The following is an 18,035-nucleotide window of genomic DNA, read 5'->3' as shown; positions in this document are numbered from 1 at the left end:
TTATTGGGGCCCCCGCCCCCCGGGCGCGCGCCCGGGGCGCGGCCCCCCCTGGGGGGGGCGGCGCGGGGCGCGGGCGGGTTCCCACTGGGGGTCCGGCCCGCGCCGGCGAGGGGTTCCTCGGGCATGATCGGCTCATGCGCGTCTTGTCGGAGAGCCAGCTCGGTTCCGTTCTCACGGGCGTTCCCGCCTCGCGTCCGCGAGTGGTGGTGAGCGGGAATTTCGCCACGCCGATGCGGGCGCTGAAGGTGCTGGACGCGGCACTGGCGGAGTACCGCTTGTTCGCCTTGAACGCGCAGGCAGGCATGCCGGACCGCGAGGGTGTGCTGCTGGAGACGCCGTTCGTGGGCGCGGGTATGCGCGGCCGCGCCGGGCTGCGGTACTTCCCATCCCGGCTGTCGCTGGTGCCGCAGCTGCTCAAGCACTCGTTGCCGCCGGACGTCGTCCTGCTGCACACCTCGGCCCCGGTGGACGGCGTGGTGTCGCTGGGTACGGAGGTGAACATCCTGCCGGCGGCCATCGAGGCGGTGCGGGCACGCGGCGGCTTGGTCATCGCGCAGCTCAACCCGGAGATGCCGTTCACCTACGGCGACGGCCTCGTGCCGGTCGACGAGATCGACTACGGCATCGAGGTGGTGGAACCGCTGCTGTCGCCGGTCCCACGGCCGGTCGGGGACACGGCGCGGACCATCGGCGAGCGGGTGGCCGGGCTGGTCGAGGACGGCGCGACCCTGCAGCTGGGCATCGGCGGGATCCCCGACGCGACTCTCGCGGCGGTGACCGGACGGCGCGGGCTCGCGATCTGGTCGGAGATGTTCAGCGACGGCGTGCTCGCGCTCGACCGTGCCGGCGCCCTCGATCCGGCGGAACCGGTGACGGCGTCGTTCGTGTTCGGCAGCGCGGATTTGTACCGCTGGCTCGACCGCAATCCGCGGATCCGGCTGCTGCGTACGGAAAAGACGAACGATCCCGCCGTGATCGCCCGGCAGCGCGGGCTGGTCTCGGTGAACAGCGCCCTCGAAGTGGACCTGTTCGCACAGGCCAACGCGAGCCGGGTGAGAGGGGCGATCTATTCGGGGTTCGGCGGGCAGACCGACTTCGTGGTCGGGGCGTTGCATTCACCCGGTGGCCGGGCGATCATCGCGCTGCCGTCCTGGCATCCGAAGGCCGACGTTTCGACGGTCGTGCCGCGGCTGGCCGGTCCGGTGACTTCGTTCCAGCACAGTTTCGTGGTCAGCGAGCACGGTGTCGCGACCATCTGGGGCAACGACGCGAACGAGCAGGCGCGTCAGATCGTCGGCCAGGTCGCGCATCCCTCGGCCCGTGAAGAACTCGTGACGCGGGGCAGGGAATTGGGATTCGCGCTTCAGCCTGCTTGAAAAACCGGAACCCGGTAAAGGGACACGATTGTGCCCCTCTACCGGGTCGCAAACACGAGGGGCCGACCCGCGCCAACAGATTGGCCCCCGTCAATCCCTGTGCTTAGAGCGTCAGACCAGCCATCCGAGCACGTGGGCCAGGTGCGCGAGCAGACCCGAAATGAGGTCGTGACCGTGGTGCACGTGCTGGGTGAACATCTGCATTGAGGGGCTCCTTGTTCGGATTTCGTGTTCGGTTGTGCTCTCGCGAGGAGCGATCGAAGATTTTCACCACGTTGGCACCCTGTCAAAAAACGATTTCCCGGGCGGTCGGCGGGTCGTGAATCTTCCTACGATAAACACGTAAGTCTTTCGTGTTTTGCGCCAGGGGTCGGTTTCGCGAGCGCTGACACCGTGTGTAGCGGGGTTGCGGCGAGCCGATGTGGAAGCCGAGCCTCCGCTACGGCAAGTGGGCGGGGCCGTGACACGAACCGGTGATCCGGTTGCCACGAATGGTGAATCGGCGAGAATCACCGATACGGGTGACGGAAGCGGGTTCTCTCCAGGTGCCCACTCTTGCCCGTGCTGGATGGCCGATCTCGCGTGATTGAAGGCGGAACTCGCGTGATCAGACACCGCACACGCGAGTTCCGCCTTCAAACACGCGAGTCACGCCTTCAGTCACGCGAGTTCCGCTTTCTGTCTCGCCGCGAACCGGCGAATGAGGAATCAGCCGCCGATCCGCGATGAGGGGTGGATGGGCGCGCCCGATTCGTAGAGCTCCAGGGGAAGCGTCTTGACCGTCCGGGCCGTGGGGTCGAGGTAGCGGCAGGAGATGCCGGGTACGTGGATCCACTCGCCGACGACCGACGACCCGGAGGGGCGTCGCCGGGTGGAGTCGAATCCGAAGCGCACGTGCTCGGCCATGTCGCAGGCCGCGTATTCGGTGCTGTTCTGGTAGCGCAGCACCGACTCGGCCTGGTCGCGGACGATCGGCCCGGCGGTGAGGTCCGCCTTGTACGAGACGGTGCCTTGTTCGGTGCGGCCGTTGGTCAGCCCGGTGCCCTGGAATTTGATGTCGCGCAGGACGTAGTCGTAGCCCTCGCCGAGATAGGTGACCGTGCAGGTCACCGTGGTGGTGCGGCCGGGGTCGAACGCGGGGCAGGACGAGCGTGCTCCGGGGTCGACGCGGTGGGCGAAGTCGGTCACCTTCTTCAGCGCCTCCCAGGCGATCCGCTCTCGCAGCGGTGCGGAGGCCGCGGGTTTGGGCGGCAGTCCGCTCAGGTCCGGTTTGGGATAGTCGGCCGGGATTTTGCCTTGGCGCAGCGACGAAAGATCGACCGTCGGCGTCGTGCTCGTCGGCGCCGTGCTCGCCGGAGACGACGATGGAGTGTGGGGAGGGGTTGTCGTGGGAGTACTGCATCCAGCAGCGAGCAGGAGCACCATCGCCCCCGTCGCGCGCCCGATGACGGTGGCTTTCACGCCGGTCGTCTCCGATCCCGTCGATCCGATGACCGGTTCCCCGGCCTCTCCGGGAAGGAAACTAGCTGGGGAACAGCCACGGCATGAGCGCAAAATTGCCGTTCCAGCCGGGAGACGTCAGCAGAAGACCTCGGTGAGCAGTTTGACGAACGCCGGGTTCGGATCACCTCCGGCCGGCGCGCTCGTGACCGAAAGCTCCAGCCGCTTACGGGTGTCCGGCGTGGTCAGCAGTTGCGAGGAATACCCGGGGATACCGCCGCCGTGGCCTAAGACCCTGGTGCCGCACGGCAAGGTCTGCACCTGCAGGCCGAGGCCGTATTCGGGGCTGACCTCGGTCGTCTTGACGATCTCCTGCTGCTGCGCGGGTTCGAGCAGCCTGCCGCCGGCCAACGCCACGCCGAAAGTGTCCAGGTCACGGGTCGTGGAGATGATCTCGCCCGCGGCCCACGCGACCGAAGGGTTGAGACGGGTGATGTCGCTCGGTTTGCCGGCTATGGACACGTAACCGTGGGCGTGCGGGCCGCTGATGTCGACGTCGTCGCCGGGAACTTCGGTGTCGTGCAGGCGCAACGGCTTCAGGATCCGCTGCTCGACCGCCTTCGCGTACGGCCTGCCGGTCATTTTTTCCACCAGCAGACCCGCGACCACGTAGTTGGTGTTGGAGTAGCTCCACCGGGTGCCGGGATCGAAGTCGAGCGGCTTGCCGGTCGAGATCTTGAGCAGTTCCTGCGGTGTCCAGTGCTTGTAGCGGATCTTCTCGAACTCGGCGGGGTCGAGCGGCAACGCGTCGGTGTAGTTGTAGAGGCCGCTCGTGTGCTGCAGGACCTGGCGGACGGTGATGCGGCCGTCGATCAGACCGGGAAGGTAGCGGACGACCGGCGCGTCCAGGTCGAGCTTGCCTTCGCCCGCGAGCTGCAGCAGCACCGTCGACACGAACGTCTTGGTGATGCTGCCGACGCGGAACCGGCCGTTCTCCGGGACCGGGCGGTTGGAACCCAGTTCCGCCTTGCCTGAGCGCGCGGTGAAGCGTTGATGGCCGTCGGTCACCCTGGCTTGCGCGCCGAGCGCTCCGCCGCTCGTGGTGATCTGGTCCAGCGCCTCCTGCACGACCTTGCGGTCGGCGCCGGCGTCGGCGAGCGCGGTGCCGGTGGTGGCGATCAGGCCGGCTGCCGTGAGCACAGCCACGAGGCGAATTCTCAGCGAAGGCCGCGAGAGGTTTCTTTGCATGATGCGGAAATCCCCCTTTGAGGCGGCGGTGAGCCGCCGGCCCAGCCGACGCTAGCGTCCGCGGTTCGCCGCCCGCAGTACCTGAAAACACAACCACTCGAAGAGAGCAGATCACCGAGCTCGCGATGGAGTGGGCGGTCACACGCCGTCCACCACACGGTGGCAACGGGTCGGCGGGCTCCACCAATGGTAGGAATGCCTGGTGACCGAACCGAATTTGATCGAAGCAGCAGCCGAAGAGGCAGTCACCCTCACCAGTGAACTGATCCGTATCGACACCACCAACACCGGTGACCCCGACACGCTGGTCGGTGAACGCGCAGCGGCCGAGTACGTCGCCGAGAAGCTCACTGACGCGGGCTACGAGATCACCTATGTCGAGTCCGGCGGCAAGGACCGCCACAACGTGATCGTCCGGCTGCCGGGCGCCGACCCCTCGCGCGGCGCGCTCCTGATCCACGGTCATCTCGACGCCGTCCCCGCCGACGCCTCGGAGTGGTCGGTCCACCCGTTCTCCGGCGCCATCCAGGACGACTACGTCTGGGGCCGCGGCGCCGTGGACATGAAGGACATGTGCGGAATGGCGCTCGCGCTGGCCCGGCACTACAAGATCAACGGCATCGTCCCCCCGCGTGACCTCGTCTTCGCGTTCCTCGCCGACGAAGAGGCGGGCGGCAAGTACGGCGCGCAGTGGCTGGTCGAGAACCGGCCGGAGCTGTTCGAGGGCGTCACCGAGGCGATCAGCGAGGTCGGCGGCTTCTCGATCACGCTGAAGGACAACGTCCGCGCGTATCTCATCGAGACCGCCGAAAAGGGCATCCGCTGGATGAAGCTGCGGGTGCGCGGCACCGCCGGTCACGGCTCGATGATCCACCGCGACAACGCCGTCACCAAGCTCTCCGAGGCCGTCGCCAGGCTCGGCAATCACCGTTTCCCCCTGGTCATGACCGACTCCGTCCGCGAGTTCCTGGACGGCGTCACCGAGATCACCGGCTGGGACTTCCCCGAGGACGACATCGAGGGTTCCGTCGCGAAACTCGGCAACATCTCCCGGATGATCGGCGCGACCCTGCGTGACACGGCGAACCCGACGATGCTGACCGCGGGCTACAAATCGAACGTCATCCCCTCGGTCGCGGAGGCTTCGGTCGACTGCCGGATCCTTCCCGGCCGTCTCGAGGCGTTCAACGCCGAGCTGGAGGAGATCCTCGGCCCGGACATCGAGAAGGAGTGGATGGAGCTGCCGCCGGTCGAGACGACCTTCGACGGTGCCCTGGTCGATGCCATGACCAACGCGGTCCTCGCCGAGGACCCGGGCGCCCGCACGCTCCCGTACATGCTCTCCGGCGGCACCGACGCGAAGTCCTTCCAGTCGCTCGGGATCCGCAACTTCGGGTTCGCCCCGCTGCAGCTGCCCGCGGACCTCGATTTCTCGGCCCTGTTCCACGGCGTCGACGAGCGTGTCCCGGTCGACGCGCTGAAGTTCGGCGTGCGCGTGCTCGACCGCTTCCTCCGCTCTGCCTGATGCCCGGTCTGCTGGCCGCCGACGGGACACCCCTGCACTTCGAGCGCTGGGGTGATCCGTCGGCGCCGGTGACCGTCGTGCTCCTGCATGGGTACGCGCTCGACAGGCGGAGCTGGCGTGCCATCGCGCCGGTGCTCGCCGAAGCGGCCGAGTCATCGGAGGAACCGATTTCGGTCCTGGCCTACGACCAGCGCGGGCACGGGGAATCCGGTGAGGTCCGGGCCGCGTCGGCGACCATGGGACACCTCGCCGACGATCTGGCCGAGGTGCTGGAGAAGGTGGTTCCCGACGGCAAGATCGTCCTGGTCGGTCACGACATGGGCGGGCTCGCGATCCTGTCGCTCGCCCAGCGCCATCCGGGCGTCTTCGCCGCGAGGGTGGCGGGAATCGGGTTGCTCGCCATGTCGGCGGGCGGTGTCACCCCGGACGCGATCTGGCCGAACGCGCTCGGCAAACTCGGCCGTGACCTGGAGATGGTCTTCGGGACCAGACTGATCGGCCTGGTGCGGGAGCACACGAGCAAGGCCGTGACCGCCGGTCTGCGGTGGTGGCTCTTCGGTGACGACCCGGTGCCCGCGGACGTCGAACTGACGGTGCGGATGATCCGCGGCAACTGGCCGCAGACGGTGTCGGCGTTCCGTCCGGCTCTGGACGCCTACACGCGGGAATCGGCGTTGTCGCAGGTCGGCGCGGTGCCGGTGATCGCGATCGTGGGGGAGCGCGACAAGCTCGTGCCCACGGCGGACGTCGAGGAACTGGCTGGCGCGGTGCTGAACGGGACGTCCGTGGTGCTGCCCGGCGTCGGGCATGTCGTCCCGCTCGAGGCCGCACCGCAGGTGGTGCCCCGCCTGCTGGCCCTGGCGAACCGGGCCTACCGACAAGACTGACGTCCTTGACAAAAACTCTTTTCGGTGACACCTTCGTACCATGTTCTCCGTTGCGGTGATCGAGGACGCGGAAGCGGCCGAAGTGTCGCTGGATCCGGTCCGGGCCAGGCTGCTCGCCGAACTCGCCGAGCCTGCGTCGGCCACGATGCTGGCCGCGCGGGTGGACCTGCCGAGACAGAAGGTGAACTACCACCTCCGCGCCCTGGAGAAACACGGTCTGGTCGAGCTCGTCGAGGAGCGGCGGAAGGGCAACGTCACGGAGCGCATGATGCGCGCGACGGCGTCCTCGTACGTCATCTCGCCGACGGCGCTCTCGGCCGTGCAACCGGATCCTGCGCAGTCACCGGACCGCCTGTCCGCGCGCTGGCTGCTCGCGGTGGCAGGCAGGCTGGTACGCGACGTCGGCCTGCTGATCACCGGCGCGACCAAGGCGCGCAAACGGGTCGCGACGTTCGCGATCGACGGCGAGGTGCGGTTCTCCTCCGCCGCGGACCGGGCCGCGTTCGCCGAAGAGCTCACCGTCGCGATCACGAACCTGGTGAGCAAATACCACGACGAAGGCGCCGAACAGGGCCGGGATCACCGGATCGTCGTCGCCGTCCATCCGAGTGTCAAAACCGAGCCCGGGGAGCGCTGAGTGGGCCACGAATTCGAGATCACCGACCGCCTCGAGGTCGAGGCGACGCCCGAACAGGTCTGGGACGCCATCGCGACCGGACCGGGGATCACGTCGTGGTTCATGGGCCGCAACGAGGTCGACGGCGGTGTCGGCGGAACCGTGAAGACCGCGTTCGGCGGCTACGAACCCACGTCGGCGATCACCTCGTGGGATCCGCTGGAGCGGCTCGTCTACGGCACGGAACCCGCGCCGGACGGTCGGTTCGTCGCCTACGAATTCCTCATCGAGGGCCGCTCCGGCGGCAGCACCGTGCTGCGGACCGTGACGAGCGGCTTCCTGCCCGGCGACGACTGGGAAGACGAGTTCGAGGCGATGACCACGGGTGGCGAGCTGTTCCTCCGCACCCTCGTCGAGTACCTCAACCGGTTCGCCGGCCGGAAGGCCGTGCCGGTGACGGTGTTCGGGCCGATGATCGGGGACTGGGACAGCGCGTGGCTGAAGCTGGGCCGGGAGCTCGGCCTCGCCGGGCGGCCGGAAACGGGGGACCGCGTCCGGATTTCCACCGGTCCTGTGTCCACTGTGGACGGCGAGGTCTACTTCGCGAACGCGCAGACGGTCGGCATCCGGACCGCGGATTCGTTCCTGCGCTTCGTGCGCGGGTTCGCCGGGCCGATGTGCGCGATGCATCACCTGTTCGGCGACGTCGATCCCGCGGAACAGGACGCGCTCTGGGCCGAGTGGCTCGGCCGGGTCTTCAAGAACTGAAGGGACCTTTCGCCGCATCGCACGGCGTGATCCGATGGACGACACACGTGACGGACAGGACGACACGCGTGTCCAGATGGACGACACGTGTGTCGTCCCTCCAATCACGCGTGTCGTCCATCGGATCACGCGAGATCGCGGTTCGGTCCCGGCGGCCGACTGGCTCGCCCTGGTGTGCAAGAGCTGAAGGACGCTTTTGCCGCATCGCATGCGGGGAAAGTCCCCTTCAGCTCAGGTGATGAGGCCGGGCAGGGGAGTGGCGGTGCGCTTGCGGCGCAACCACACCCTCCGGGTCCCGTCCGAGTAGAGCCGGACGGTCGAAAGCTCCCAGCCGGCGAACTCGGCGTGGATCGACAGCTGCGTCGCCGCCGCCCGCCGGGAAACACCGGGAGGCAGCTGCAGCCGCCGGTACTCCCAATCCCCTTCGACCACCGCCTCGTCCACCACTGTCATGGCGTGATCACCTGGATCCCTTCTCCGATGGCCGAGCCGACGACCACACGGCCGCCTTGCTCGTCGACGGTGACCGAATCTGGCTGCCGCACGGTGGGGAACCGGTGCTTCTCGATCGGCTCTCCACCGCGGACGTCGAAACCGACGACCTCGTTGCGTTCGGTGAGCGTGACCCAGACGAGGCCGCGGGTGCGGTCGTAGGCGATGCCGTACGCCCCGCCGGGAACGGGATAGCGCTGGCGCAGGAGCAGAGGCGTCGTGGAGAACGCCAGCAGGGCGCCCGCGCGCGCGTCGGTGACGAAGACGCGGCCGAGATCGTCGGTGACCGCGTTGGCCGCGCCGTCGCCGGCGCGCAGGCCCTCGCCGATCTTGCCTTCGGCGAGGTCGACGGCGAACAGCGCGGTGCGGAGCTTGTCGAGCACGACCACGCCGTCACCGGTGCTCAGCACGTCGTCGGCGCTGTAGATCTGGCCGGTGATGGTCCTCGGTCCCGCGTTCTTCGACAGCACCTCGACGGCCTTGCGGTCCCGGACGGACACCAGCGTGGCGTCGCCGTCGGCGAGACCGGCCGACGGCTGCCCCGCGACCGGCACCGTCTCCAGCGCGCCACCGGGCAGGGAGACCTTCGCCAGCAGGCTTTTGCCGGGAACGCTCGCGAGCACCTGGGAGCCCGAGACCGTCAGCCGCTCGGCCGGACCGGGCAAGGCCACGGTCGTCTTGGGGGCGTCCAGGGCGGCGAGATCGTAGATTCGCAGCGACGGCGGCTCCGAAACGGCGACGACCAGCGACTTGCTCGCCTCGTCGGTCACCAGGGCCCGCACGCCCGGCACCGCGAACACCGAACCGGCGGGCTTCACGGTCACGGCGGGGGAGACCGCCGCGGTCGCCGCGACGGGGTTCTGCACGATCTGCAAGGAGTCGTTGGGCGTGTCGTCCGTACCGCAGGACGAGAGCACCAGGACACCGGCGAGCGGGATCGCGATCCGGGAAACGGCGGACAGCCGACCCACCTTGGTGCCTCCACCTGCTACTCGTCGAACGGACCTGTCCAGCATCCTCCTGGAACTCCACCACGTCACGTCAGCGTCACCCAACAGTCACCTAATCCAGTATTCGAGACGGCTCAGAGGCCGCGTTCCGGGTACCCGACCTCGATCGCGCTGACGTCGTCGAGCGCCGAGCGGATGGCGGGCGGGAGCGTGATGTCCTCGGCGGTGAGCGAACCGGTCAGCTGACCGGTGTCACGGGCTCCGACCACGGGCGCGACCACTCCGGGCCGGTCGCGGACCCAGGCCAGCGCGACCGCCAGCGGCGACGTGCCGAGGCCGTCCGCGGCCGTCGCGACCGCCTGCACGATCCGGGCCGCGCGATCGGTCCGGTGATGTTCGACATAGCCCGCGAAAACACTCGAAGCGCCGCGTGAATCGGCGGGGGTCCCGGTGCGGTACTTGCCGGTGAGCACACCCCGGCCGAGCGGCGCCCACGGCAGGAGCCCGACGCCGTGGTGCTCGGCCGCGGGGACGACCTCGCGATCGACCCCGCGTTCCAGCAACGAGTACTCGACCTGCGTCGAGACCAGCGGGGCGACGGCCGAACTGCGGGCCGCGGCGGTCGCCAGCTGCCAGCCCGAGTAGTTGGAGACGCCGACGTAGCGGGCCTTTCCGCTGGTCACGGCATATTCGAGGGCGCCGAGAGTCTCGTCGACCGGCACGGTGGTGTCCCAGGCGTGCAGCTGCCACAGATCGATGTGGTCGGTACCGAGCCGTCGCAGCGACCCTTCGAGCGCGCTCAGCAGGGCACCGCGCGAGGCTCCGCCGCCGAACGGACCGTCGGTGCGGCGGGCGACGGCCTTGGTGGCGAGCACGATGTCGTCCCGGGGGACCAGGTCGCCGAGCAGTGCCCCGAGGACGCGCTCGCTCTCTCCCTCGCCGTAGATGTCGGCGGTGTCGACCAGGGTGCCCCCGGCGTCGACGAACGCGACCAGCTGGCTGGCCGCCTCCTCCGAGTCGGTGTCGCCACCCCACGTCATGGTCCCGAGGGCCATCCGCGAGACCCGAAGTCCCGACCGGCCGAGCTGTCGCTTTTCCACGACGGGCGAGCCTAGCCGGAAGGCAAGTGCGGGTCGCGGAGCAGGTGAGCGTGTCGTGATCGAGTACCACCGTGCGGGTCATCGGCTGTCAACACCCTGAACGGAGGAGTGACACTCCGATGGATACATTCACGCCGTGCGACTCGGACTGAACTTGGGCTATTGGGGCGCGGGGAACGACGCGGCCAACCTGGCATTGGCGAAGAAGGCGGACGAACTGGACTACGCGGTCGTCTGGGCCGCGGAGGCGTACGGTTCGGACGCGCCGACGGTGCTCTCATGGGTGGCGGCGCAGACCTCGCGGATCGACGTGGGCAGCGCGGTGTTGCAGATCCCGGCGCGGACACCGGCGATGACCGCGATGACCGCCGCGACCCTGGACACGCTTTCGGGCGGCCGGTTCCGCCTCGGCCTCGGTGTTTCCGGCCCGCAGGTCTCCGAGGGCTGGCACGGCGTGAAGTTCGCGTCGCCGCTCGGCCGCACTCGCGAATACGTCGAGATCGTCCGCAAGGCGCTGAGCCGCGACCGGGTGCGGTACGACGGCGACCACTTCCAGCTGCCGCTGCCCGGCGGGCCCGGCAAGGCGCTGACCCTGACCGTGCACCCCGTGCGCGAAGAGATCCCGGTGTACCTGGCCGCCATCGGCCCCAAGAACCTCGAACTGACCGGTGAGATCGCGAACGGCTGGCTGCCGGTGTTCTACTCGCCCGAGCACGCCGGTGAGCAGCTGAAGCTGATCCAGGCCGGGGCGGACAAGGCCGAGCGCTCCCTCGACGGCTTCGACGTCGTCCCCACCGTCCCGCTCGTGGTCGGTGACGACTGGAAGACCTGCGCCGACGCGGTCCGCGGGTACGCGGCGCTGTACATCGGCGGGATGGGCAGCCGGGAGAAGAACTTCTACAACCAGCTCGCCTGCCGGATGGGTTTCGAGCGTGAAGCGGCCGACGTGCAGCAGAAGTACCTGGGCAAGGACTACGAGGGCGCCATGGCGGCCGTCCCGCTGGAGTTCATCGACGCGACGTCGTTGCTGGGGCCCAAGGAGCGCATCGCCGAACGGATGCAGGCCTTCGCGGAGTCCGGCGTCACGACGCTGACCGTCGCCCCCGCCATGCCGGATTCAGAGGGCTCCGCACGCGCCCTCGAGGTCGCCGCCGAAGCGATCGAATCGGCCGGTGTCGCCTGATGGGATGGTTCGAAGCACTGGTCCTCGGACTCGTCCAGGGCCTCACGGAGTTCCTGCCGATCTCGTCCAGCGCGCATCTGCGGATCACCGCGGCGCTCGCCGGCTGGGACGACCCGGGCGCCGCGTTCACCGCGGTGACCCAGATCGGCACGGAACTCGCGGTCATCCTGTACTTCTCGGCGAAAATCGGCAGGATCCTCCGCGCCTGGTTCTTCTCGATCTACAAGAAGGACTGGCGGCACGACCCCGACGCCCGGCTGGGCTGGCTGATCATCGTCGGCTCGATGCCGATCGTGGTGCTGGGCCTGCTGCTGCAGGACGCCATCGACGAAACCTTCCGTGACCTGCGGATCACCGCGACCACACTGATCGTGTTCGGTCTGATCCTCCTGGTGGCCGACCGCATCGGGAAGCAGCAGCGCACCCTCGACCACCTGACCGTGCCGCACGGCCTCGGCTTCGGGTTCGCGCAGGCGCTGGCGCTGATCCCGGGTGTCTCGCGCTCCGGCGGCACCACCAGCGCAGGGCTGCTGCTCGGCTACACCCGCGCGGAAGCGGCGGAGTACTCCTTCCTGCTGGCATTGCCCGCGGTGTTCGGCTCGGGCCTGTACAAGCTGACCGACATCGGCAAGGACGGCGCCCCGGCGCAGTGGGGGCCGACGATCCTGGCGACGCTGGTCGCGTTCGGTGTCGGGTACGCGGTCATCGCGTGGCTGATGTCCTACATCAAGACCAAGAGCTTCGTGCCGTTCGTGATCTACCGGCTCGTGCTCGGCGCGCTGCTGTTCGTCCTGATCTTCACCGGTGTCCTGGACCCTGGCGCTGGCCCGCACCTGTAAGCGCTGTGTCTCGTGAGGGGTAAGGACGGTTCTAACCGTCCTTACCACTCACGAGGTTTTCGAGGGGGCAAAGCACGGCACGTAGGGTGGGCCACGTGAGTACTGTGATCCTTCTGCGCCACGGCAAGTCCACGGCGAACGGTTCGGGCGTCCTGGCCGGGCGCACGCCCAAGGTCGGCCTGGACGACACCGGCCGTGCGCAGGCGGCCGCGCTCGTCGAGCGCCTGGCGCCGGTCCCGCTCGCCGAGCTGGTGGTCTCGCCGATGCTCCGCTGCCGCCAGACGGTCGCGAAGCTGGCCGAGGCACGCGGTCTGGACAAGGTCAAAGAGCCCGGTTTGTCCGAAGTGGACTACGGCGACTGGACCGGGCGCGCGCTCAAGGATCTGTTCAAGGAACCGCTCTGGCGGGTCGTGCAGGCGCATCCGTCGGCCGCGGTCTTCCCCGGCGGCGAAGGGCTCGCCGAGATGCAGGCACGGTCGGTCGCGGCCGTCCGGGCGCACGACGCGCGGATCACCGCGAAGTACGGCGAGAACGCGGTCTGGCTCTTATGCAGTCATGGCGATGTGATCAAGGCGATCCTCGCCGACGCGCTCGGCCAGCATCTCGATTCCTTCCAGCGGATCGTGGTCGACCCGGCGTCGGTTTCGGTCGTCCGGTACACCGAGACTCGTCCGTTCGTGTTGCGCGTCAACGACAACGGCGGCGACCTCGCCGGTATCGCCCCGCCGCCGCCCAAGGGAAAACCCAAGCGTGGCAAGGGAAAACAGAGCTCCGACGCGGTGGTGGGCGGTACCACCGGAGCGTGACCACTCCCGTCCGCGGTGTCACGCCACGGACGGCATCCACCGGCCCCTCACTGCCCGTAAGGTGGCCTGAACAGCAGATTCGACGACCCGGGAGCAACACCGATGATTTCGCAGGACAACCCGTTCGCCGCGCCGAGTGAGCTGCCCTACGCCCTTCCGCCGTTCGACCGGATCGCCGACGAACACTTCCTTCCCGCCTTCGAAGCGGGCCTTGCCGAGCACGCCGCCGAAATCGAGGAGATCGCGAACTCCGCGGAGCCGCCGACCTTCGAGAACACCATCGTCGCGCTCGAGAAGTCCGGCAGGTTGCTGTCCCGCGTCTCCAGCGTGTTCTTCAACCTCGCCGGATCGAACGCGAACGACGAGATCCAGCGCGTGCAGGCCGAGATGGCGCCGCGGCTGGCCGCGCACGCCGACGCCATCAACCTGAACCCGGCGTTGTTCGCGAGGATCAACTCCTTGTTCGAGCGCAAGGACGAACTCGGTCTCGACGCCGAATCGCTCCGCCTCCTGGAGCGCCACCACACCGACGTGCGCCGCGCCGGCGCCGGATTGCCCGAGGCCGACCAGAAGCGCCTGCGCGAGCTGAACGAGCAGCTTTCGACGCTGTCGACCCGCTTCCAGCAGAACCTGCTCAAGGACACCAACGAGCTCGCCGTTGTCGTCGACGACGTCGCGGAGCTCGCGGGACTGGGCGAGGACGAGATCGCCACGGCCGCCGAAACCGCCGGTGAGGAGGGCAAGTACGTCCTCAAGCTGACCCTGCCGACGGCACAGGCCGCGTTGGCCTCGCTGGAGGACCGTGCGCTGCGCGAGCGGATCTTCACCGCGTCGGTCTCCCGAGGGAACCGGGGCAACGAGTCCGACAACAACGAGGTCGTGGCCGAACTCGTCCGCCTGCGGGCCGAGCGGGCCGCCGTGCTCGGCTTCCCCGACCACGCGTCGTACGTCATCGAGGACGAGACCGCGAAAACCGCTCAGGCCGCCGTCGGTCTCCTGGAACGTCTCGCGCCGGTCGCGGTCGCCAACGCCAAGGCGGAGGCCGAAGAACTGCAGCGCTACCTCGAAGCCGACATCCCCGGCGCGATCCTGCGGCCGTGGGACTGGGCGTTCTACGCCGAGCGCGTGCGCAAGGACCGGTTCGAGGTGGACACCGCGGCGCTGCGCCCGTACTTCGAGCTGAACCGCGTGCTGACCGACGGCGTCTTCTTCGCCGCGTCGAAGCTGTACGGCCTGAGCTTCACCGAGCGGGAAGACCTGCCGAAGTACCACCCCGAGGTCCGGATCTTCGAGGTGTTCGACGCCGACGGTTCGGAACTCGGCCTGTTCCTGCTCGACTACTACGCCCGCGACTCCAAGCGCGGCGGCGCCTGGATGAACAACTTCGTCGACCAGACGAAGCTCCTGGGCACCAAGACGGTCGTGGTGAACGTGCTCAACGTCGCCAAGCCGCCGGCGGGGGAGCCGACCCTGCTGACCTTCGACGAGGTCGTCACCGCGTTCCACGAGTTCGGGCACGCGCTGCACTCGCTGCTTTCCGACGTCGAGTACCCGATGTTCTCCGGTACCAACGTCCCGCGTGACTTCGTCGAGTACCCCTCGCAGGTCAACGAGATGTGGATGCTGTGGCCCGAGGTCCTGGCGAACTACGCCAAGCACCACGTGACCGGCGAGCCGCTGCCGCAGGAGCAGATCGACAAGCTCCTGGCTTCCCAGCAGTACGGCGAGGGTTTCTCGACCACCGAGTACCTCGCGGCGTCCCTCCTCGACCAGGCGTGGCACGCGCTGGGCACGGAGGACAACGTCGACGACGTCCAGCGATTCGAGGCCGAGGCGCTGACCAAGGCCGGGGTCGCGCTGGAAGCGGTGCCGCCGCGCTACCGCACCACGTACTTCGCGCATGTCTTCAGCGGCGGCTACAGCGCCGGGTACTACTCCTACATCTGGAGCGAGGTCCTCGACGCCGACACCGTGCAGTGGTTCCGCGAGAACGGCGGGCTCACCAGGGAGAACGGCGACCACTTCCGCCGCGAACTGCTCGGGCGGGGCGGCAGCGTCGACCCGATGGCCGCCTTCCGCGCGTTCCGCGGCCGCGACCCGGAGATCGAGCCGCTGCTGAAGCGCCGCGGCCTCGCCGGGGCCTGACCCTCCTGACGGTCGCCCCGCCCGGACACCCCCAGTGCCCAGGCGGGGCGACCGCGTTCAGGCGGCGAGTTCGGCGACGGCCGCGGTCACGTCGTCCACTTCCCGCTCGGTGTTGTAGTAGTGCGGGCTCAGCCGCAGGCACCAGTCGACGTCCTTGTCCCCGAAGTCGAACTGCGCGAACTCCCGGTAGCTGAGCGCCGAATTGATCCGCCTGGCGTCCATCGCCTCCTTGAAGGGCACGGCTTCCCAGCCCTTGATGGAGAACGTCACCAAGGCGCCCAGTTCCGGGCCCCGGTCGAGCACTTCGACGCCCGCGATGGCGCGGAGACCGTCCCGCAGCCTCGCCGCGAGCGCCGGGGTCCGCCGTGAGATCGCCTCCAGGCCGACCTCACTGGCATACCTCGCCGCGGTGGCGCAGCCGAGCACAGTGGCGTAAGGGAATTCCCACTCTTCGAAGCGGGAAGCCGACTTCGCGGGTTCGTACGCACCGGGCGCGCTCCAGCGGGCGCCGTGCATGTCGATGAACAATGGCTCGTGCCCGGCTTCGAGGAACCGGTCGGAGACGAACAGGAACCCCGAACCTCGTGGACCGCGCAGGAATTTGCGGCACGTCGAGGTGAGCAGGTCGGCGCCGATCGCTTCGACGTCGATGGGGTACTGGCCGATCGACTGGCAGGCGTCGACCAGGTACAGCAAACCGAGATCCCGGCAGTGCCGCCCGATCTCGGCGACCGGCTGGATGAGCCCCGAGTTGGTCGGGATATGCGTGGCCGCGACCAGTTTCGGTTTCCTGGTGCGCATCAGGGCCGCCATGGCCTCGACGTCGACACCGCCTTCCCGGGCGTCCGGTGCGTGCACGATCTCGACGCCGAACCGCTTCCGCAGCGACAGGAACGCGATCTGGTTGGAGATGAAGTCGTTGCGGGTGGTCAGCACGACGTCGCCGGGTTCGAACCGGATCGAGGAAAGCGCGGTGGAATAGGCGTGGGTGGCGCTCGCCGCGAAGGCGATGTTGCGGGGCCGCGCGTTGATCAACGCGGCGATCTCACGATAGAAGCCCGCGACCTGATCCGACCGCGCCGCGGCGGCCTCGTAACCGCCGATCTCGGCTTCGAGGTTCAGGTGATCGAGCATGGCGGCCAGTACCGGCTTCGCCAGAAGCCCGCAGCCCGCGTTGTTGAAGTGGACGACCTTCTCGCTGCCCGGCGTGTCGGCTCGCAGAGCGGGAACGTCCAGTAGTGATTCCGCCTGATTCCCAGTAGCACTATCATGTTCTTTCATGTCGGATAGTAGCACTTCCGCCCTCGTGCTCCAGCTGCGTTCGCTGATCCGCGCGGCGGCCGCGGGGGACCGGTTGCCCAGCAGCCGTGAGCTGATCGAGCGCTACCGGGTCGGCCCGGTGACGGTCTCCCGCGCGATCGCCCTCCTGGCGGCCGAGGGCGCCGTCGTGACCCGGCCCGGAAGCGGCACGTACGTGGCGGCCAGGCCGTCGGCGGTGGCCGGACCACTCGACACGGCTTGGCAGACCGTCGCGCTGACCGACCGCACCGTCGACACCACGTCGCTCACCGGCGTCCTCGGCCCGCCGCCGGAGGGCGCGATCCTCCTCGACGGCGGGTATCCGCACCGATCACTGCAGGCCACCCGCTTCCTGAGCGCGGCGCTCGCGCGGGCGGGGCGCCGCCCGGACTCCTGGGATCGGGCCCCTGCCACCGGACTGGCCGCGCTGAGGTCGGTGTTCGCGGGGCCTGCCGGTGCGTCGCCGGACGACGTCCTGATCACCGCCGGCGGACAGAGCGGGCTCTCCATGGCGTTCCGGGCGATCGCGGCGCCCGGCAGCCCGGTCCTCGTCGAATCGCCGACCTATCCGGGAGCGCTCGCCGCCGCGCGGGCGGCCGGGCTCCGCCCGGTACCGGTCCCGATCGACGACGACGGGGTCCGGCCGGATCTGCTTGCCGAGGCGTTCGCGATGACCGGCGCCCGGCTCTTCTACTGTCAACCCACCTTCCACAACCCGACCGGGACCGTGCTGACGCCGGAACGCCGCACTCAGGTGCTGGAGGTGGCGCGGGCGGCGGGCGCCTTCGTGCTGGAGGACGACTTCGCGCGGCACCTCTCGCACGGTGCCACGGCACCGCGTCCGCTGATCACCGACGACCGCGATGGCACGGTCGTCCATCTGACGTCGGTGACCAAGGCCGCCGCGCCGAGCCTCCGTATCGGGGCGCTCATCGCGCGTGGGCCCGTTCTCGACCGGATGAAGGCGATCCGGCGGGTCGACGACTTCTTCGTCTCCCGTCCGTTGCAGGAGGCGGCTCTCGAACTGCTCAGCGCGCCGTCCTGGGAACGTCACGTGCGGAAACTGGGCACCGAATTGCGGGAGCGGTGCGGGAAGGCGGCCGCGGCGCTGGCGGGGGAGTGTCCTGAATGGACTGTCGCGCGGCTGCCGGAGGGTGGGTTGCACCTGTGGGTGCGGCTACCGGCGGGGAGCGACGCCAACGCGGTCGCCCGCGCGGCGAGGGAGCGGGGAGTCGTGGTCGGGTCGGGGGACCGGTTCTTCGCGGCCGAACCAGCCGGACCGTTCCTTCGGCTCGGCTTCGCCGCCGCGGCCGACGCCGCCGAACTCGCCGAAGGCATCAGGCGGATCAGCTGAATGTATA

At 68.9% G+C, this 18,035-nt stretch carries 16 protein-coding genes; 10 read left to right on the top strand and 6 right to left on the bottom strand.

Annotation, left to right across the window (positions count from 1 at the left end; translation table 11 throughout):
• The first annotated feature begins 134 nt into the window (after positions 1-134).
• Positions 135-1,376: an acetyl-CoA hydrolase/transferase family protein gene (locus tag ACFWIW_RS07045; protein WP_378367572.1), complete on the top strand. Its 1,242-nt coding sequence runs from the start codon at positions 135-137 to the stop codon at positions 1,374-1,376.
• Between the two features lie 708 nt (positions 1,377-2,084).
• Here ACFWIW_RS07045 and ACFWIW_RS07040 read toward each other — a convergent pair.
• Entirely contained in the window at positions 2,085-2,837 is a 753-nt protein-coding gene (locus ACFWIW_RS07040; protein WP_378367571.1) for a hypothetical protein, read from the bottom strand.
• 117 nt (positions 2,838-2,954) lie between these two features.
• The gene (locus ACFWIW_RS07035) at positions 2,955-4,064 is read right to left on the bottom strand and encodes a serine hydrolase domain-containing protein (RefSeq protein WP_378367570.1); all 1,110 of its coding nucleotides are present in this window, start codon (positions 4,062-4,064) and stop codon (positions 2,955-2,957) included.
• Positions 4,065-4,266: 202 nt separating this feature from the next.
• Here ACFWIW_RS07035 and ACFWIW_RS07030 point away from each other — a divergent pair, with 202 nt between their 5' ends.
• Genes ACFWIW_RS07030 through ACFWIW_RS07015 form a run of 4 tightly spaced genes read left to right on the top strand, consistent with a single transcriptional unit; the run spans position 4,267 to position 7,860 of the window.
• Positions 4,267-5,589, top strand: a complete 1,323-nt coding sequence (locus ACFWIW_RS07030) for a M20/M25/M40 family metallo-hydrolase (protein WP_037338283.1) — start codon at positions 4,267-4,269, stop codon at positions 5,587-5,589.
• Positions 5,589-6,476, top strand: coding sequence for an alpha/beta fold hydrolase (locus ACFWIW_RS07025; protein ID WP_378367569.1), 888 nt, complete (start codon positions 5,589-5,591; stop codon positions 6,474-6,476). The genes ACFWIW_RS07030 and ACFWIW_RS07025 overlap by 1 nt, the downstream gene beginning before the upstream one ends.
• A 40-nt stretch (positions 6,477-6,516) precedes the next feature.
• Positions 6,517-7,113, top strand: a complete 597-nt coding sequence (locus tag ACFWIW_RS07020; protein ID WP_378367568.1) for a winged helix-turn-helix domain-containing protein — start codon at positions 6,517-6,519, stop codon at positions 7,111-7,113.
• A complete protein-coding gene (locus ACFWIW_RS07015) occupies positions 7,114-7,860 on the top strand; it encodes an SRPBCC domain-containing protein (RefSeq protein WP_378367567.1) in 747 nt (248 codons plus the stop codon). It begins immediately after the preceding gene.
• Positions 7,861-8,091: 231 nt separating this feature from the next.
• Here ACFWIW_RS07015 and ACFWIW_RS07010 read toward each other — a convergent pair whose 3' ends face one another.
• The 3 genes from ACFWIW_RS07010 to ACFWIW_RS07000 form a co-directional block, all read right to left on the bottom strand.
• Entirely contained in the window at positions 8,092-8,313 is a 222-nt protein-coding gene (locus ACFWIW_RS07010) for a DUF5703 family protein (protein WP_016334446.1), read from the bottom strand.
• On the bottom strand, positions 8,310-9,323 hold the full coding sequence (locus ACFWIW_RS07005) for a YncE family protein (protein ID WP_378367566.1): 1,014 nt from the start codon (positions 9,321-9,323) through the stop codon (positions 8,310-8,312). Before ACFWIW_RS07005 ends, ACFWIW_RS07010 begins: the two co-directional genes overlap by 4 nt.
• Before the next feature lie 113 nt (positions 9,324-9,436).
• The gene (locus tag ACFWIW_RS07000; RefSeq protein WP_378367565.1) at positions 9,437-10,402 is read right to left on the bottom strand and encodes an aldo/keto reductase; all 966 of its coding nucleotides are present in this window, start codon (positions 10,400-10,402) and stop codon (positions 9,437-9,439) included.
• A 136-nt stretch (positions 10,403-10,538) separates the two neighbouring features.
• Between ACFWIW_RS07000 and ACFWIW_RS06995 the strand changes: the two genes are divergently transcribed.
• From ACFWIW_RS06995 to ACFWIW_RS06980, 4 genes are all read left to right on the top strand, one after another.
• Complete coding sequence (locus ACFWIW_RS06995) at positions 10,539-11,585, top strand: LLM class F420-dependent oxidoreductase (RefSeq protein WP_378367564.1); 1,047 nt, start codon at positions 10,539-10,541, stop codon at positions 11,583-11,585.
• Positions 11,585-12,424: an undecaprenyl-diphosphate phosphatase gene (locus ACFWIW_RS06990; RefSeq protein WP_378367563.1), complete on the top strand. Its 840-nt coding sequence runs from the start codon at positions 11,585-11,587 to the stop codon at positions 12,422-12,424. The genes ACFWIW_RS06995 and ACFWIW_RS06990 overlap by 1 nt, the downstream gene beginning before the upstream one ends.
• Before the next feature lie 95 nt (positions 12,425-12,519).
• Entirely contained in the window at positions 12,520-13,230 is a 711-nt protein-coding gene (locus ACFWIW_RS06985) for a histidine phosphatase family protein (RefSeq protein WP_378367562.1), read from the top strand.
• Between the two features lie 102 nt (positions 13,231-13,332).
• Positions 13,333-15,375, top strand: a complete 2,043-nt coding sequence (locus ACFWIW_RS06980) for a M3 family metallopeptidase (protein ID WP_378367561.1) — start codon at positions 13,333-13,335, stop codon at positions 15,373-15,375.
• 57 nt (positions 15,376-15,432) lie between these two features.
• On the opposite strand, the gene ACFWIW_RS06975 is transcribed toward ACFWIW_RS06980, so the two are convergent.
• Positions 15,433-16,656, bottom strand: coding sequence for an aminotransferase class V-fold PLP-dependent enzyme (locus ACFWIW_RS06975; protein ID WP_378367560.1), 1,224 nt, complete (start codon positions 16,654-16,656; stop codon positions 15,433-15,435).
• On the opposite strand from ACFWIW_RS06975, the gene ACFWIW_RS06970 reads away from it, so the two are divergent.
• Positions 16,655-18,028: a PLP-dependent aminotransferase family protein gene (locus tag ACFWIW_RS06970; RefSeq protein ID WP_378367559.1), complete on the top strand. Its 1,374-nt coding sequence runs from the start codon at positions 16,655-16,657 to the stop codon at positions 18,026-18,028. The genes ACFWIW_RS06975 and ACFWIW_RS06970 overlap by 2 nt on opposite strands.
• The last annotated feature ends 7 nt before the right edge of the window (positions 18,029-18,035 follow it).

This window comes from Amycolatopsis sp. NPDC058340 (assembly GCF_042723975.1).
In the GTDB taxonomy this organism is placed as follows: domain Bacteria; phylum Actinomycetota; class Actinomycetes; order Mycobacteriales; family Pseudonocardiaceae; genus Amycolatopsis.
Note: the sequence above shows the minus strand (reverse complement) of the source record. Positions and strands in the feature narration are given on the sequence as shown.